This window comes from Aeromonas sp. 11P (genome assembly GCF_051920165.1).
GTDB classification, from domain to species: Bacteria; Pseudomonadota; Gammaproteobacteria; order Enterobacterales; family Aeromonadaceae; genus Aeromonas; species Aeromonas veronii.
The window spans coordinates 4,733,205-4,748,345 of sequence record NZ_JBQBDJ010000004.1 but is presented as its reverse complement, the minus strand read 5'-3'; the positions used below and the strand labels follow the sequence as shown (position 1 = coordinate 4,748,345).

17 protein-coding genes and 1 pseudogene are annotated in these 15,141 nt (G+C 57.2%); 4 read left to right on the top strand and 14 right to left on the bottom strand.

From position 1 onward, the window contains the following. Positions 1 to 5 precede the first annotated feature (5 nt). The 6 genes from hscB to trmJ all read right to left on the bottom strand — a co-directional run bounded on the left by hscB (position 6) and on the right by trmJ (position 3,993). Entirely contained in the window at positions 6 to 524 is a 519-nt protein-coding gene (gene hscB / locus ACTG1P_RS21945) for a co-chaperone HscB (protein ID WP_440002258.1), read from the bottom strand. 118 nt (positions 525 to 642) lie between these two features. Next, positions 643 to 966, bottom strand: coding sequence for an iron-sulfur cluster assembly protein IscA (gene iscA / locus ACTG1P_RS21940; protein WP_005333812.1), 324 nt, complete (start codon positions 964 to 966; stop codon positions 643 to 645). A gap of 15 nt (positions 967 to 981) precedes the next feature. Beyond that, entirely contained in the window at positions 982 to 1,365 is a 384-nt protein-coding gene (gene iscU / locus ACTG1P_RS21935; protein WP_005333813.1) for a Fe-S cluster assembly scaffold IscU, read from the bottom strand. 41 nt (positions 1,366 to 1,406) lie between these two features. Then, positions 1,407 to 2,621 carry an IscS subfamily cysteine desulfurase gene (locus tag ACTG1P_RS21930; RefSeq protein WP_013723838.1) on the bottom strand — a complete coding sequence of 405 codons (1,215 nt, stop codon included), beginning with the start codon at positions 2,619 to 2,621 and terminating at the stop codon, positions 1,407 to 1,409. Between the two features lie 53 nt (positions 2,622 to 2,674). Beyond that, positions 2,675 to 3,178, bottom strand: a complete 504-nt coding sequence (iscR, locus tag ACTG1P_RS21925) for a Fe-S cluster assembly transcriptional regulator IscR (protein ID WP_026035025.1) — start codon at positions 3,176 to 3,178, stop codon at positions 2,675 to 2,677. 92 nt (positions 3,179 to 3,270) lie between these two features. Further along, positions 3,271 to 3,993: a tRNA (cytosine(32)/uridine(32)-2'-O)-methyltransferase TrmJ gene (gene trmJ, locus ACTG1P_RS21920; RefSeq protein ID WP_127006452.1), complete on the bottom strand. Its 723-nt coding sequence runs from the start codon at positions 3,991 to 3,993 to the stop codon at positions 3,271 to 3,273. A gap of 187 nt (positions 3,994 to 4,180) precedes the next feature. Here trmJ and ACTG1P_RS21915 point away from each other — a divergent pair, with 187 nt between their 5' ends. Then, a complete protein-coding gene (locus ACTG1P_RS21915; RefSeq protein ID WP_440002257.1) occupies positions 4,181 to 4,597 on the top strand; it encodes a hypothetical protein in 417 nt (138 codons plus the stop codon). Here the strand turns inward: ACTG1P_RS21915 and ubiT are convergent. Continuing rightward, the gene (ubiT, locus tag ACTG1P_RS21910; protein ID WP_005344837.1) at positions 4,550 to 5,083 is read right to left on the bottom strand and encodes a ubiquinone anaerobic biosynthesis accessory factor UbiT; all 534 of its coding nucleotides are present in this window, start codon (positions 5,081 to 5,083) and stop codon (positions 4,550 to 4,552) included. The two genes, ACTG1P_RS21915 and ubiT, sit on opposite strands and share 48 nt — an antisense overlap. A gap of 189 nt (positions 5,084 to 5,272) precedes the next feature. Here ubiT and ubiU point away from each other — a divergent pair, with 189 nt between their 5' ends. Further along, complete coding sequence (gene ubiU, locus ACTG1P_RS21905) at positions 5,273 to 6,268, top strand: ubiquinone anaerobic biosynthesis protein UbiU (RefSeq protein ID WP_440002256.1); 996 nt, start codon at positions 5,273 to 5,275, stop codon at positions 6,266 to 6,268. Positions 6,269 to 6,279: 11 nt separating this feature from the next. Beyond that, positions 6,280 to 7,151, top strand: a pseudogene (locus ACTG1P_RS21900) (U32 family peptidase). 65 nt (positions 7,152 to 7,216) lie between these two features. On the opposite strand, the gene nlpI reads toward ACTG1P_RS21900, so the two are convergent. From nlpI to queA, 7 genes are all read right to left on the bottom strand, one after another. Next, positions 7,217 to 8,161: a lipoprotein NlpI gene (nlpI, locus tag ACTG1P_RS21895; protein ID WP_005351017.1), complete on the bottom strand. Its 945-nt coding sequence runs from the start codon at positions 8,159 to 8,161 to the stop codon at positions 7,217 to 7,219. Positions 8,162 to 8,251: 90 nt separating this feature from the next. Then, positions 8,252 to 8,620 (bottom strand): rhodanese-like domain-containing protein, encoded by a 369-nt coding sequence (locus tag ACTG1P_RS21890; protein ID WP_005351016.1) that lies wholly within the window; start codon positions 8,618 to 8,620, stop codon positions 8,252 to 8,254. 84 nt (positions 8,621 to 8,704) lie between these two features. Next, positions 8,705 to 9,652 (bottom strand): protein translocase subunit SecF, encoded by a 948-nt coding sequence (gene secF, locus ACTG1P_RS21885; RefSeq protein WP_201982012.1) that lies wholly within the window; start codon positions 9,650 to 9,652, stop codon positions 8,705 to 8,707. 10 nt (positions 9,653 to 9,662) lie between these two features. Further along, a complete protein-coding gene (secD, locus tag ACTG1P_RS21880) occupies positions 9,663 to 11,516 on the bottom strand; it encodes a protein translocase subunit SecD (RefSeq protein ID WP_005337324.1) in 1,854 nt (617 codons plus the stop codon). A gap of 18 nt (positions 11,517 to 11,534) precedes the next feature. After that, positions 11,535 to 11,870 carry a preprotein translocase subunit YajC gene (yajC, locus tag ACTG1P_RS21875; RefSeq protein WP_005337327.1) on the bottom strand — a complete coding sequence of 112 codons (336 nt, stop codon included), beginning with the start codon at positions 11,868 to 11,870 and terminating at the stop codon, positions 11,535 to 11,537. Between the two features lie 48 nt (positions 11,871 to 11,918). Next, positions 11,919 to 13,055, bottom strand: a complete 1,137-nt coding sequence (gene tgt, locus ACTG1P_RS21870) for a tRNA guanosine(34) transglycosylase Tgt (protein ID WP_005337329.1) — start codon at positions 13,053 to 13,055, stop codon at positions 11,919 to 11,921. Between the two features lie 74 nt (positions 13,056 to 13,129). Continuing rightward, complete coding sequence (gene queA / locus ACTG1P_RS21865) at positions 13,130 to 14,182, bottom strand: tRNA preQ1(34) S-adenosylmethionine ribosyltransferase-isomerase QueA (RefSeq protein ID WP_005344678.1); 1,053 nt, start codon at positions 14,180 to 14,182, stop codon at positions 13,130 to 13,132. Positions 14,183 to 14,394: 212 nt separating this feature from the next. Here queA and ACTG1P_RS21860 point away from each other — a divergent pair, with 212 nt between their 5' ends. Continuing rightward, on the top strand, positions 14,395 to 14,841 hold the full coding sequence (locus ACTG1P_RS21860; RefSeq protein ID WP_440002255.1) for a CBS domain-containing protein: 447 nt from the start codon (positions 14,395 to 14,397) through the stop codon (positions 14,839 to 14,841). Positions 14,842 to 15,141: the final 300 nt, after the last annotated feature.

Genomic DNA, 15,141 nt, shown 5'->3' with positions numbered 1-15,141 from the left:
AAGGATCAAGACTCGAGAAGCGAGTCTTCGAATCGTTCCAGCTCTTCGAGGAGCTTGTCGACAAACTTGAGTTTGCGAACGTAATCAGCGGCAACGAGATCTCTGCCGGCGGCAAGAGACTCGGTCAGCTGCTGCATCAACATCTGGTGATCATGCCTGATCTCGCTGCGAAAATCCTTGATGGCGCGCTCAGGGTCGGCGTCATCTTTCAGATCGGCCAGACGCTCGCGCCACTCCAGCTGCTGCATCAGAAACGCGGTATCTTGCAGAGTCTGCTGTTCACCACGGATATCAGTGCCACGCAGGGAGAGCAGATATTCTGCACGGCGCAGCGGCGCCTTAAGGGTGGTGAATGCTTCGTTGATCTGGGCGGCACGTTGCACCGCAGCCAGCTGCTCCCGTTCGGGGGCGGTGGCAAAACGATCAGGATGGAATTGGGTTTGCAGCTGGCGGTAGGTATCAGCCAACTGACGGGTATCGAGCTCGAAGCCTTCAACCAGCCCAAACAGCTCGAAATGATTCATGCAAACCTCTTGGAAACGTTCGCCACAACCTCACTCGCCCCTGGCAAATGAGATGTGGTTGAATGGGTCATGGACAACCCGCTCAACCACAGACGAAGGATCATTGACGTCAAACAACTCAGACACTGAAGCTTTCGCCGCAACCACACTCGCCTTTGGCGTTGGGATTGTTGAACTGGAAGCCCTCGTTGAGGCCCTCCTTGACGAAATCCAGCTCGGTGCCATCCAGATGGATCAGGCTCTTGGCATCAACAATGATCTTGACGCCTTGCTGCTCGAACACCTGATCCTCATCGGTCAGTTCATCAACGAACTCAAGCACGTAGGCCAGACCGGAACAGCCGGTGGTTTTGACGCCGAGGCGCAGGCCAATGCCCTTGCCCCGGTTAGCCAGAAAAGAGGAAACCCGTGCCGCGGCGGCATCTGTCATGGTAATAGCCATACTGCTCTCCGGCGCTTAGAGACCTTTCTTCTGCTTGTAATCGGCGATGGCGGCCTTGATGGCGTCCTCAGCCAGAATGGAGCAGTGGATCTTCACCGGTGGCAGGGCCAGCTCTTCGGCGATATCGGTGTTCTTGATGCCAGCTGCTTCGTCCAGGGTCTTGCCCTTGACCCATTCGGTCACCAGGGAGCTGGAGGCGATGGCAGAACCGCAGCCGTAGGTCTTGAACTTGGCATCTTCGATGATGCCTTCGTCGCTGATCTTCAATTGCAGCTTCATCACGTCGCCACAAGCGGGCGCACCGACCATGCCGGTTGCAACGCTGGGATCATTCTTGTCGAAACCACCGACGTTGCGAGGATTCTCGTAGTGGTCGATTACTTTTTCACTGTAAGCCATATCTCACTCCTGCTAATTCTGTTGCTCACCGACCCGGTGGATCAGTGATGAGCCCATTCGACCGTGTTCAGATCGACGCCGTCTTTGTACATCTCCCACAGTGGGGACATCTCGCGCAGACGACCGATGGAGTCACGAATAAGCTTGACCGCGTAGTCAATCTCTTCCTCGGTGGTGAAGCGACCCATGCTGAAACGGATGGAGCTGTGTGCCAGCTCGTCGTTCAGACCCAGTGCGCGCAGCACATAGGAGGGTTCCAAGCTGGCGGAGGTACAGGCCGAACCGGAAGAGACCGCCAAATCTTTCAGCGCCATGATGAGGGATTCCCCTTCCACATAGGCAAAGCTGACGTTGAGGTTGCCCGGAACACGTTGCTCCAGATCGCCATTGATGTAGACGGCTTCAATATCCTTGATGCCATTCCACAGACGCTGGCGCAGTGCCAAGATACGCTCGCCTTCACTCACCATCTCTTCTTTGGCGATTCGGAAAGCTTCGCCCATCCCGACGATCTGGTGGGTCGGCAGAGTACCGGAACGCATGCCGCGCTCGTGGCCACCGCCGTGCATCTGGGCTTCCAGACGAACGCGGGGTTTGCGGCGAACAAACAGCGCACCGATCCCTTTCGGACCATACACCTTGTGCGCAGAGACGGAGAGCAGATCCACTTTCAGTGCTTCCACATCTACCGGGATCTTGCCCACACTCTGAACGGCATCCACGTGCAGCAGGATCTTGCGGGAACGGCACAACTCGCCGATGGCGGCAATGTTCTGAACCACGCCGATTTCGTTGTTCACATGCATGATGCTGACCAGGATGGTGTCATCACGCATGGCATTCTCGATCATCTCGATAGTGAACAGGCCGTTTGGCATCGGCTCAAGATAGGTCACCTCGAACCCTTCACGCTCCAGCTGGCGACAGGTATCGAGCACCGCCTTGTGTTCGGTCTTGGAGGTGATGATGTGCTTGCCCTTGCTGGCATAGAAGTGGGCAACACCCTTGATGGCCAGGTTATTGGATTCGGTCGCACCGGAAGTGAAGACGATCTCGCGGGGATCGGCACCGATCAGATCTGCCACTTGATTACGGGCCAGATCCACCGCCTCCTCGGCTTGCCAGCCAAAGCGGTGAGAACGGGAAGCCGGATTGCCGAACAGGCCATCCATGGTGAGACACTGCATCATTTTTTCTGCGACACGCGGGTCCACCGGACAGGTTGCCGAATAATCAAGGTAAATAGGCAGTTTCATGTTTTTCTCCGTCACAGTCCGGGTCATACAGAGTCCCGCTGTGGAAAGCACGTTTATAGTTGGACTTTCAAGCTCACATCGCCGTGTTCTGCCCGATCAACCAGGGACAACACGGTCTTCATTTGTTCATCTTGCTTGCCGGCAATCCGGCGCACATCGGCCTGGCGTACCAGCTCGGCCAAGGTGATATCCCCGAGGAAGCTGGAGATCCGCTCACTCAGGTCGCGCCACAGGGAGTGAGTCAGGCACTGGGTACCGCCGTGGCAACCGCCCTTACCGAGACACTTGGTGGCATCGACCGACTCATCAACCGCGGTGATCACCTGGCCAACCGAAATCTCGCCTGGGGCCAACCCGAGGCGATAACCACCACCGGGGCCACGCACACTGCTCACCAGACCATGTTTGCGCAGGCGGGCAAAGAGCTGCTCGAGATAGGACAACGAGATGCCCTGGCGCTCGGAAATATCGGCAAGGGGGACGGGCCCCTGCTCTGCATGCAGCGCCACGTCGAGCATGGCGGTTACAGCGTAACGTCCTTTTGAAGTCAGTCTCATGTGCCTTACCGTCTTGCGAAGCAATTTAATGGGGCACATGGTCACATACCCGACCAAATCAGTCAAGTATATGGTTGAGTAAATCAGTCGGATTAATCCGGTACGCGCGCTTTCTGCACCGAGGTCAGAATACCGCGCAGAATGTTGAGCTCAGCTGCTTCCGGCCGAGCCCGATTGAACAGGCGACGCAGCTTGCTCATCACATGACCCGGATGGTCATCAGCAATAAAACCGGTCTTCATCAGGGTTTGTTCCAGATGCTGATAAAACCCTTCCAGCTGAGCGGCACTCGGATAGGCCATCTCCTCTTCAGGCTCGGCGGCCTGCCCCTGTAGCCAGCGCATCCGCACTTCGTAACAGAGGGTCTGCACCGCCATGGCCAGATTGAGGGAGCTGTAATCAGGATTGGCCGGAATGGCCACGTGGTAGTGGCACTTTTGCAATTCGTCGTTGGTGAGACCGGTGCGTTCACGGCCAAACACCAGCGCGACCGGGTGCTGCATCCCCTCGACTACCGACTTTTCGCCAGCTTCACGGGGATCGAGCATGGGCCAGCTCAGGGTTCGCGAGCGGGCGCTGGTGCCAATCACCAGACCACAATCGGCGATCGCGTCGTCCAGTGTCGGAACGATACGGGCATTGGCAAGCACATCGCTGGCACCAGCCGCCAGGGCGAAGGCATTGTCATCCGGCAAGGCTTGCGGATCAACCAATACCAGCTGGGTCAACCCCATGGTCTTCATGGCGCGTGCCGCAGACCCCATGTTGCCGGTATGAGATGTGTTTACCAAAACGATACGAATCTGATCCAACATGCCCAGTCAATCTTCAGTCAAAAATGGCGCGCAATTGTAACATAAGAGAACACGATGTTGGCACCGTAAAAGCCGAGCCATTTCAGAACAAAACCACCTGTTTGTATAACAAACCAGCATGAGGGAAGTGAGAGGGGAGGACTAGACTTGATGGATATCCGATAAACGGCACAGGAGACACAACGCCATGCTTCCTCCCTTTATCTATGAGAGATTGCCCAGCCTCTACCTGCTGGCAGCCATTGCCATGATTACGTTGAGTGAACAGCCCCTGCTCTGGTTTGCAGGCGCCTTATTGTTTATCGCCGGAGCGGTGACCTGGATGATGCGCTCCAGCTACCGGCGTACCGATCTGATTATCTTTCCGACCAAACGCTGGCTACAGCCGGAGTGGCTGTATGAAGCGCAACCCTTCATCTGGCTGGCTGTGGGGCTGGCCATGTCACAGCTGCCCGCCCCTGCGGCACTCATCGCCTTGGTGCCCTGTCTGTGGGCCTGTCGTTGCCTCTGGGCACGGCACCATTATCGTCGCCATGCCCATGGGGTGATTGTCCACTTAAGACGGGATCCCGCCCGGCGCCGTCTGCACCGGAGCCTGCGCTGACTCGGTGCGGGCGCGTTCGATAAACGTCGCCAGATCCATCAGGGGATACTTCATCAGGCTCGGCAAGCCATCGAGATCCAGACTGTCCATCAGGTTTTTCACCTCAAGACCCAGTTCGGTATCCCCTTCTATCTTCAGCTTGCGCTGGAAAAAGAGCGAATCCGGATCCTCTTTGCGACCAGCGATGAGGATCAGGTCGTTGGCCGTACCGCTGAAGCAGACATCGGCCTTGTCACACTCGCGAGCCACCACCAGCTGGCCATTCTGCTCACTGATAAACCAGCACAGCTCCAGATCAGAGACTTCGACTTTCAGCCACTTGTCTGCCAGAAACTCGAAATCGCCATCTTCGATAGCCTCTTTGAAAACCCGGGCCAGTAAACTCTCCATCAGCTGCTTTTGCAGATTGAAGGGAACCAGCTTGAGGGGATGGCGCAAGAAGCGCGGAGCCTGTTCGACCAGGCGGCGTTGCAGTTGTTGAAACACGATAGACTCCCTTTTTTGCGCATTCAAACACAGGGAGAGTGGCAAGATCCTGTTGGAAATCAAACTTGTGCAGGGTTACCTCAAGAAGGGTAAAGCCACACAAAGCTGCCTCAGGTCAAAAAGCGGGAGTGCATGGCTGCATACAATCAGGGCTCGTTTGCCCTTCATATGCACTCTCGGAGCGTACCAATGGAATTACTCTGTCCGGCAGGCAGTTTGCCGGCACTGAAAACCGCCGTGGATAACGGGGCCGATGCCGTTTATATCGGTTTCAAGGATGACACCAATGCCCGCCACTTTGCCGGTCTCAACTTTACCGACAGCAAACTGGAGAAGGCGGTGGATTATGTGCATCAACATGGTCGCAAGCTGCATATTGCCATCAATACCTTTGCCCATCCCGGGGCCGATACTCGATGGAAACAGGCGGTTGATCGCGGGGTGGCCCTCGGCGCCGATGCGTTAATCATCGCCGATCTCGCCGTGCTGGAATATGCCAGCCGCCACTACCCCGAGATGGAACTCCATGTCTCGGTGCAGGCCAGCGCCACCAATGCCGCCGCCATTCGCTTCTATCAGCAGCAATTCAATGTCACACGGGTGGTGCTGCCCCGGGTGCTCTCCATGCATCAGGTCAAGCAACTGGCCCGCGAGACCGATGTTGGCCTCGAGGTGTTCGCCTTTGGCAGCCTCTGCATCATGGCCGAGGGGCGCTGCTATCTCTCCTCCTACATGACTGGCGAGAGTCCCAACACCGTCGGCGCCTGCTCACCGGCCAAGTTCGTCCGTTGGGAAGAGACTCCGAATGGTCTCGAGTCGCGGCTCAACGAGGTGCTGATCGACCGCTATGGCCCGGGCGAAAATGCTGGCTATCCGACCCTGTGCAAGGGGCGTTTCGACGTGGATGGCCAGACCTACCACGCGCTGGAAGAGCCCACCAGTCTCAATACCCTGGGTCTCCTGCCCGAGCTGTTCAAGACCAAGATCCAGTCGGTCAAGATTGAAGGGCGCCAGCGCAGCCCCGCTTATGTGGAGCAAGTGACCCGGGTCTGGCGTGCGGCCATCGATGCCTATCAGGCCAATCCCGAGGCCTATCAGGTCAAAGCTGAGTGGGATGCCCAGCTCGCCCGCGTCTCCGAAGGTAGCCAGACTACCCTCGGCGCCTACCATCGTCAGTGGCAATAAGGAGTCCACCCATGCAATTTTCTCTCGGGCCTCTGCTCTTCTACTGGCCCAAAGCCGATACCGAAGCCTTTTACCATGCCGCTGCCGACAGTCAGGCCGACATCATCTATCTGGGGGAGACCGTCTGCAGCAAGCGGCGCGAACTCAAAGTCGATGACTGGATTGCGCTGGCCCGTCAGGTGACCAGCTCCGGCAAGCAGGTGGTGCTCTCGACCCTCGCCCTTATCTCCGCCCCCTCCGAACTCAAGGAGGTGAAGCGGCTGGTCGACAATGGCGATCTGATGGTCGAAGCCAACGATCTCGGTACGGTGCAACTCGCCTGGGAGGCAGGGATCCCCTTCGTCTGTGGCCCCGCCATCAACGCCTATAACGCCGATGTGCTGCGCATGCTGCTCAAACAGGGAATGAAACGCTGGGTCATGCCGGTGGAGCTCTCCCGTGACTGGCTGATCCAGCTCAATCAGGATCTGGGCTCCCTGCGCGACCAATTTGAGGTGGAGGTGTTTGCCTACGGCCATCTGCCGCTCGCCTACTCGGCGCGCTGCTTCACCGCCCGCTCCCTCGACAAACCCAAGGACAACTGCGAGCTCGCCTGCATCAACTACCCCACCGGACGGCTGGCCAATAGCCGCGAGGGGCAGCGGGTGTTCAATCTCAACGGGATCCAGACCCAGTCCGGTTACTGCTACAACCTGGGTAACGAGCGGCTGGTATGGAAGGTCTCGTGGATGTGGTCAGGCTTTCGCCGCAAGGGATGGAGACGCTGGAGATACTGGCCCGCTTCAAAGCCAACCGACAGGGCCTGGCTCCCCTCCCCTTGCAGCAAGGAAGCGATTGCAACGGCTACTGGCGTCAGATCCCCGGCATGAGCCTGGTGGAGTAAACCCGCCATTCGCCCAACAAAAAGGCCTCATCGCGAGGCCTTTTTTACCACTATCTGGCAGTGGTTCAGGAGGGCTGATCACCCTTGTTACGGGCACTCTGGGCACCTGGCGGCAAGGGTTTGCGCGCCATCAACTCCAGCTCCAGCAGCGCATAGCGGTGCTCGATGAAGTCATAGACGTTGTTGGATAAGGCCAGCTTGAAGTAGCTGATGGCTTCCTTGCGGTTGCCTTTGCCCAGCTCGAACTTGCCCAGATAGAAGTAGGTTTCACACAGGCGCTCGGCAAGCTCCCGGTTATCCTTCACCCCTTTCACCACGTTGCCCATCAGCTGGGAAGCGTTGATCTCGCCGGTATAGAGGCGAACCAGATCCCAGTTCCAGGCATCGTCATCGTACTTGTTGAGACGCTCGCGCATCCGGCTCATGGCGGCCGACGGGTCGAGTTTCTGCTCGGCCAGATAGAGCCAGATCACCCGATAGGGGTCTTCCGGCTGCGCCTCGTAGAAGCGTTTCATATCTGCCGCGGCCAGTTCGGGACGGTTGCCGTAATAGAGGGCGATGCCACGGTTGAGATAGGCATAGTCATAGTCCGGCGCCAGCTCGAGGGCGGAATCGAACGCATCATAGGCTTCGTCGTAATTCTGCTGCTGTACCAGATAGACGCCGATGAAGTTGTAGGCCTCGGCGAAATCCGGCTTCTCCCGCAGGGCACGGTTGAAATCGAGCCGCGCGAGGGAGCGCAGACCAACCCGATCAAACACCACGGCACGCTCATAGAACAACTCTGCCCGTTGCTCGGTGGTCAGTTCCATTTCACTGAGCATCTGCCCGAGTCGCGCCAACGCCAACTCGCTTTGGTAGGAGACCTGCAGGGGGGTCGCCAAAACCAGTGAAGCAGGCTGCGGCTTGGGAACCTTGGGGGTGTTAACCTGACTGCTACTGCTGCAACCCCACATGGGAAGCAACAACAGGATACCGAGGAGGTATCCAATCCCTTTCCTGACGTTCAATGAACACTCCGACGCTTACGCTTGACCCCGCATATGGTAAAGGTCAACAGCTGCTTTGTCATGTAGCTGTGCCCCTCTACCTCAAATAAATCAGGATTCGACAGGGTATCCGGCATCACACCAACCGCGAAACCCGCCGTCGACGCTGATCACCTTGCGATAACCCATCTGTTGCAGGTTGTCCGCCGCCAGAATGGAGCGAAAACCACCGCCACAATAGAGGTAGAGCTCGGTCTCGAGATCCGGGAACTGGGTCTCGATATCCCGCTCAATCACGCCACGACCCAGATATCGGGCACCGGGCAGATGACCCCTGGCCCACTCGCTCTCTTCCCGCACGTCAATCAGGTGAAACGTGCGCCCTTCATCCTGCCAGCGCTTTATCTGGTGAACATCGGTTTCGGTGATGCGGGAGCGGATCCCGTCAACCAGCGCCAAAAAACGGGGATTGTGATGCATGACAAACTCCTGTTGTATAAATCATGTGCGTCAGCAAACGACACGCAGAGATAAGAAAAGAGCGCCATGAGGCGCTCTTCACTGTTACGGCAGGATTTCCTGTTGGTCCGCACCCTCTTTCTCTACCTGGGTCGGCAGCATGTGCTCGCGCTTGACGCCGAGGAACATGGCAAACGAACTCGCCACATAGATGGAAGAGTAGGTACCAAACGCCACACCGATCACCATGGCCACGGCAAAACCGTGGATCAGCGCACCGCCCTTGAGCAGCAGCGCCAGCACCACGATAAAGGTGAGGCCGGAGGTGATGATGGTACGACTCAGGGTCTCGGTCATGGAGAGATCGAGAATGTAGTCGGTATCCCCTTTACGCACCTTGCGGAAGTTCTCCCGCAGGCGGTCGAACACCACTATGGTATCGTTCAGGGAGTAACCCACCAGGGTCATCAACGCCGCCAGCACGGTCAGGTCGAACTCGTACTGGAAGTAGGCGAACACACCCAAAGTGATCACCACGTCGTGCACCAGAGAGAGAATGCCCCCCAGCGCCAGACGCCATTCGAAACGCACTGCCACGTAGGCCAGGATACAGAGGATGGAGGCCAACATAGCCAGCGCACCGTCGGTCGCCAGTTCATCCCCCACGGAAGGGCCGACAAACTCGACGCGTTTGAGCACTGCGCCCTCGTCGAGCTGCTTGGCCGCCGCCAGCACTTCGTTACCCTGCTCCTCTACCTTGACACCCTCTTTCGGGGTCAGGCGGAACAGCACGTCACGGCTGGAGCCAAAGTGTTGCAGGGTTGCCCCTTCAATCTTCTGCTCTTCCAGTGCGTCGTGGATCTTGTCCAGGCTCACCGACTGCTGGAACCCCACCTCGATGGTGGTACCACCGGTAAAGTCCAGACCCCAGTTCAGCCCCCGATCAAACAGGAAGAACAGGGCAATCACCATCAGCACGGAAGAGAAAACCACACCCGGCTTGGCATAGCGCATAAACGGGATCGGTTTTTCAAAATGTAGAATCTGAAACATCTCTCTATCCTCAGATGGGCAGCTTGTCGATGCGCCGTCCACCCCAAGCCAGGTTGATAATGGCACGGGAAACTGTGATGGCAGTAAACATGGAGGCGGTCAGACCAATGCCCAGCGTCAGGGCAAAGCCCTTGATGGCGCCAGTACCGATACCAAACAGGATCACGCAAGTGATCAGCGAGGTCACGTTGGAGTCGGCGATGGTGGAGAATGCCCGATCAAAGCCCAGATGGATGGCTTGCTGAACACCGCGACCATTGCGGATCTCTTCACGAATACGCTCGTAGATCAACACGTTGGCATCCACCGCCATACCCAGCGTCAGGACGATACCGGCGATACCCGGCAGTGTCATGGTGGCACCCGGGATCATCGACATGATGCCGACAATCAACACCAGGTTCATACAGAGCGCCAGGTTGGCGACCCAGCCGAACGCGCGGTAGTAGATCCCCATGAACAGCACGATCACCAGCATGGCCCAGCCGATGGCTTCCATACCGCTGTCGATGTTCTGTTGACCCAGGCTCGGGCCGATGGTGCGCTCTTCCACGATCTGGATCGGGGCGATCAGGGCACCTGCACGCAGCAGCAGCGCCAGGTTGTGGGCTTCGTTGGCGTTGTCGATACCTGTGATACGGAACTGGCTGCCAAGACGCGACTGGATGGTGGCGACGTTGATCACCTCCTCCTGCTTGCGGAACTTGCGCTTGCCATCCGGACCCGGTTGACCGACCGGCTTGTACTCGATGAAGACGGTAGCCATCCCTTTACCAACGTTGTCCTTGGTAAAGTTGGCCATCTTGTTGCCACCCTGGCCATCCAGCTTGATGTTGACCTGGGGACGGCTGTACTCGTCGAAACCGGACTGGGCACCCACGATGTGGTCACCGGTCAGGATCACCCGCTTTTGCAGCACCACGGGACGACCGTTACGATCGTTGTAGACCTTGGAGCTCGGCGGGACACGGCCGTCGGCCGCAGCCTGGATGTCGGCAGTCTCATCGACCATGTGGAATTCCAGGGTCGCGGTTGCCCCCAGGATCTCCTTGGCACGAGCGGTATCCTGAATACCGGGCAGTTCAACGACAATGCGCTCGGCCCCTTGCTGTTGTACCAGCGGCTCGGCCACGCCCAGTTCGTTGACCCGGTTACGGATGATGGTGATGTTCTGCTCGAGGGCGTACTTCTTCACTTCCTTGATCTTGGCTTCGCTCAGACCAGCCAGCAGGATGAACTCATCCCCTTTCTGCTCGGTAGTGAAGGTCAAATCAGGGTTCTGACGACGCAGATGAGAAACGGCACGTTCCTGATCGGCTTCGTCACGGAAGATCACCTGCACCTGATCACCGACCCGGCGCACGCCGGAGTAACGGATCTTCTGGGTGCGCAGCTCGGAGCGGAAATCCTGCACCATCTGCTCTTGCTGCTTGGTCAGTGCTTCGGCCATGTCCACTTCCATCAGGAAGTGCACACCACCGCGCAGATCAAGACCCAGCTTCAGAGGCGCCGCACCGATGGCTTCGAGCCAGGCGGGAGTGGAAGGTGCCAGGTTGAGTGCGGTAATGAAGTTGTCGCCCAGCTTGTTGGCAACGATATCGCGCGCCTTCAGCTGGTCTTCGGTGTTCTTGAAACGGATCAGGATAAAACCGTGCTCGAATGCAGCATGTTTGACCGGGATCTTGGCCGCTTCAAGGGTCTCTTTCACCAGGTCAAGAGTATCTAGCTTGACTTCGGCACCACGGCTGGCAGAAACCTGCAAAGCCGGATCTTCGCCGTAAAGATTGGGGGCTGCATATAGAAAACCGATGGCGATCACCAGGATCACCATCAGGTATTTCCACAGCGGATAGCGATTCAACACGCTGTGCTCCTTGGGAGATTAAAGGGACTGGATAGAACCCTTGGGCAGAACGGCAGAGACGAAGTCCTTTTTGATGGTGACTTGAGTCTGGTCGTTCAGGGCGATCACCAGGTAATCGCTGTCTGCAGCCACTTTGGCAATTTTGCCAACCAGGCCACCGGAAGTGAGCACTTCATCACCCTTGGACAAGGAGCTCATCAGATTGCGGTGATCCTTGGCACGCTTGGCCTGGGGACGATAGATCATGAAGTAGAAGATCAGGCCGAATACGGCCAGCATGATGATCATTTCCATACCACCACCCTGTGCACCCGGTGCTGCGCCTTCTGCATACGCCTTGGAGATAATGCTCATTTAACAACCTCTTATTGATGTAGATTTAAAAAAAATTATATGTTGTTGTTATTTAACGTCATTTTCAGCTAACGGAGGCACAGGCTTCCCTTGCCGACGGTAAAACTCTGTTACAAAGTCGTCTAATTTACCCTGCTCGATCGCGTCCCGCAAACCCTGCATCACACGCTGGTAATAACGCAGGTTATGAATCGTATTCAGACGGGCACCGAGGATCTCGTTGCACTTGTCCAGATGGTGCAGGTAGCTGCGGCTGTAGTTCTTGCAGGTGTAGCAATCGCACTCGGCATCCAGGGTGCTGGTGTCGTTGCGGTGCTGGGCGTTGCGGATCTTCACTACGCCATCGGTGGTGAACAGGTGGCCGTTGCGGGCGTTGCGAGTCGGCATGACGCAGTCGAACATGTCGATACCACGGCGCACCCCTTCAACCAGATCTTCCGGCTTGCCGACACCCATCAGGTAGCGCGGCTTGTCAGCCGGAATTTTCGGGCAGACGTGCTCGAGGATGCGGTGCATGTCCTCTTTGGGTTCACCCACTGCCAGACCACCGACCGCATAACCGTCGAAACCGATCTCCAGCAGCCCCTTGAGGGAGACATCCCGCAGATCTTCGTAGACCGAGCCCTGAATGATGCCGAACAGGGCGTTCTTGTTGCCCAGCGCATCAAACTTGTCGCGGGAGCGCTTGCCCCAGCGCAGGGACATCTCCATGGACTTGCGCGCTTCTTCATAAGTAGCCGGGTACGGAGTGCACTCGTCGAAGATCATCACAATGTCGGAGCCCAGATCGTACTGGATCTCCATGGACTTCTCGGGGTCGAGGAAGATCTTCTCGCCATTGATGGGGTGACGGAAGTGGACGCCCGCTTCGGTGATCTTGCGAATATGGCCCAGGCTGAACACCTGGAAACCACCGGAGTCGGTCAGGATCGGGCCCTGCCAGTTCATGAAGTCATGCAGATCGCCGTGGGCACGCATCACTTCCTGACCCGGACGCAGCCAGAGGTGGAAGGTGTTACCCAGCAGGATCTGGGCGCCGGTTTCACGCACTTCTTCCGGGGTCATCCCCTTGACGGTGCCGTACGTCCCGACCGGCATAAAGGCCGGCGTTTGTACCACACCACGTTCGAAGACCAGTTGACCGCGACGGGCACGGCCGTCGGTGGTTTTCAGTTCAAATTTCATTGCTACCTCGGCTGCGTCAGATAAACAGTCTGACAATAGGAGGGCCGCTCACGGCCCGGTAAATAAGCTGAAGCTTATGCTTCAACCTGGCGACGGGTGACGAACATGGCGTCCCCGTAGCTGAAGAAACGGTACTGCCCGGCCACGGCTGCCTGATAGGCCGCCATCACGTTGTCATAACCGGCAAAGGCGCTGACCAGCATGATCAGGGTCGACTCCGGCAGATGGAAGTTGGTGACCATGGCATCGACAATCTGGAACTGGTAGCCAGGGAAGATGAAGATGTCGGTGTCACTAAAGAAGGGCGCCAACGGTTTGCCCTGTGCCAGGGTGACCTTGGCCGCGCTCTCCAGCGAACGGACCGACGTGGTCCCCACCGCGATCACCCGACCACCACGGGCCCGGGTGGCCGCGATGGCATCTACCACCTCTTGCGGCACTTCCGCATACTCGGAGTGCATATGGTGATCTTCAATCTTCTCAACCCGCACCGGCTGGAAGGTCCCCGCCCCTACATGCAGGGTGACGAAGGCCGTTTCAACCCCTTTGGCCCGAATTTTCTCAAGCAGCGGCTCATCAAAGTGCAGACCGGCGGTCGGGGCCGCGACGGCGCCCGGCTTTTGATTGTAAACGGTCTGGTAGCGCTCCTTGTCGGCATCCTCGTCGGGACGGTCGATATAGGGGGGCAGCGGCATGTGGCCGATGGCCTCTAAAATCTCCAGCACCGGACGCGGGTCGAGGAAGTGGATCTCGAACAGGGCATCGTGGCGGGCGCGCATCTCGGCTTCGACGCCACCATCCATGATCATCCGGGTGCCGGGCTTGGGCGCCTTGGATGCACGGACATGGGCCAGCACGCTGTGCTCGTCCAGAATACGCTCGACCAGAACTTCCAGCTTGCCGCCGCTGGCCTTCTGGCCAAACATGCGCGCCGGAATGACACGGGTGTTATTGAATACCAGCAGGTCACCCGGATTGAGCTGATCCAGCACATCCACAAATTGACCGTGGCGCAGGGCGCCAGTCTGACCATCGAGCTGCAACAGGCGGCTGGCGGTACGCTCTGCCATCGGATAGCGGGCAATCAGCTCGTCTGGCAGATCAAAATGAAAATCGGATACTTGCATCTTTCACCTCGGGGGGAATCGGCGGCTAGTCTAGTTATCCCCATCTTCCAAGGCAACCCAAAAGACCAAAAACCCAAGAGAGACAAGGGGTAGCGAGCAATATTGAGACACACCTCCGGTTAATGATTCTTTAATGTTCTGTATTGACCCTGATCATGTTTTGCCAGTTGGGGCTGGGCTAGGGTGAAAGCAGATACACAAGGAGGCCCACCATGATGACCCTATCCGAAATCATGACCGAACACCCCTTCACTCTGGGTCCGTCAAACAGTGTCAAACAGGCGATGGAGCTGATGCAGCAGGAGCGGATCCGCCACATTCCCATCGTCGACGAGCAGCATCACCTGCTGGGGTTGGTAACCCTCACCGATATCCTGGCCACCCGCGAATCCAAGCTGCTGCTCATCAGCCCAGAGCGGGAAGCAGAATTTACCGACAGCGTGCAACTCGACGAGATCATGACACGGCAAGTGGCGAGCGTAGATCCTCACGCCGGCATCAAGGAGGCAGCACTCTACCTGCAGCGCCACAGATATGGCTGCCTGCCGGTACTCAAAGGACGCAAGCTGATCGGCATTGTCACCGAGTCGGACTTTATTGCCGTGGCCATCAACCTGCTGGAATTGATGGAAGAGCAGGAACCACCTACCGACTTTTGACAGATCCGGTTGTAATTAAATTACAATAAAAGCGTTTTCAGTCGTCAAAATAAGCTGAAATGATGAAACACTTTCATTTTGACTGAAAAATTACACCAAATGCTTGCCTTGTGATCTACGTCACACTATTATCCCTCTCATGCAATAGTTGCCGAGGGGGAGACGAGGGATTGTGCACCCATTATCTTCCTCTCATATGTCTGCAAGTTTGCACACCCCGTAGTTAGTCTTTGCTGTAAAGCATTTGTTTATATAGCCATTCCTTGTTTGATGACCCGGCCCTGTCGTTGCGATAGCGCC

Bases quoted from the DNA above. Each gene is read 5' to 3' on its own strand.
- ACTG1P_RS21890 (WP_005351016.1), bottom strand. From the start codon at position 8,620: ATGCATCACAATCCCCGTTTTTTGGCGCTGGTTGACGGGATCCGCTCC.
- iscU (WP_005333813.1), bottom strand. From the start codon at position 1,365: ATGGCTTACAGTGAAAAAGTAATCGACCACTACGAGAATCCTCGCAAC.
- iscR (WP_026035025.1), bottom strand. From the start codon at position 3,178: ATGAGACTGACTTCAAAAGGACGTTACGCTGTAACCGCCATGCTCGAC.
- yajC (WP_005337327.1), bottom strand. From the start codon at position 11,870: ATGAGCATTATCTCCAAGGCGTATGCAGAAGGCGCAGCACCGGGTGCA.
- ACTG1P_RS21930 (WP_013723838.1), bottom strand. From the start codon at position 2,621: ATGAAACTGCCTATTTACCTTGATTATTCGGCAACCTGTCCGGTGGAC.
- ACTG1P_RS21915 (WP_440002257.1), top strand. From the start codon at position 4,181: ATGCTTCCTCCCTTTATCTATGAGAGATTGCCCAGCCTCTACCTGCTG.
- ubiU (WP_440002256.1), top strand. From the start codon at position 5,273: ATGGAATTACTCTGTCCGGCAGGCAGTTTGCCGGCACTGAAAACCGCC.
- ACTG1P_RS21860 (WP_440002255.1), top strand. From the start codon at position 14,395: ATGATGACCCTATCCGAAATCATGACCGAACACCCCTTCACTCTGGGT.
- tgt (WP_005337329.1), bottom strand. From the start codon at position 13,055: ATGAAATTTGAACTGAAAACCACCGACGGCCGTGCCCGTCGCGGTCAA.
- secF (WP_201982012.1), bottom strand. From the start codon at position 9,652: ATGTTTCAGATTCTACATTTTGAAAAACCGATCCCGTTTATGCGCTAT.
- iscA (WP_005333812.1), bottom strand. From the start codon at position 966: ATGGCTATTACCATGACAGATGCCGCCGCGGCACGGGTTTCCTCTTTT.
- trmJ (WP_127006452.1), bottom strand. From the start codon at position 3,993: ATGTTGGATCAGATTCGTATCGTTTTGGTAAACACATCTCATACCGGC.
- hscB (WP_440002258.1), bottom strand. From the start codon at position 524: ATGAATCATTTCGAGCTGTTTGGGCTGGTTGAAGGCTTCGAGCTCGAT.
- queA (WP_005344678.1), bottom strand. From the start codon at position 14,182: ATGCAAGTATCCGATTTTCATTTTGATCTGCCAGACGAGCTGATTGCC.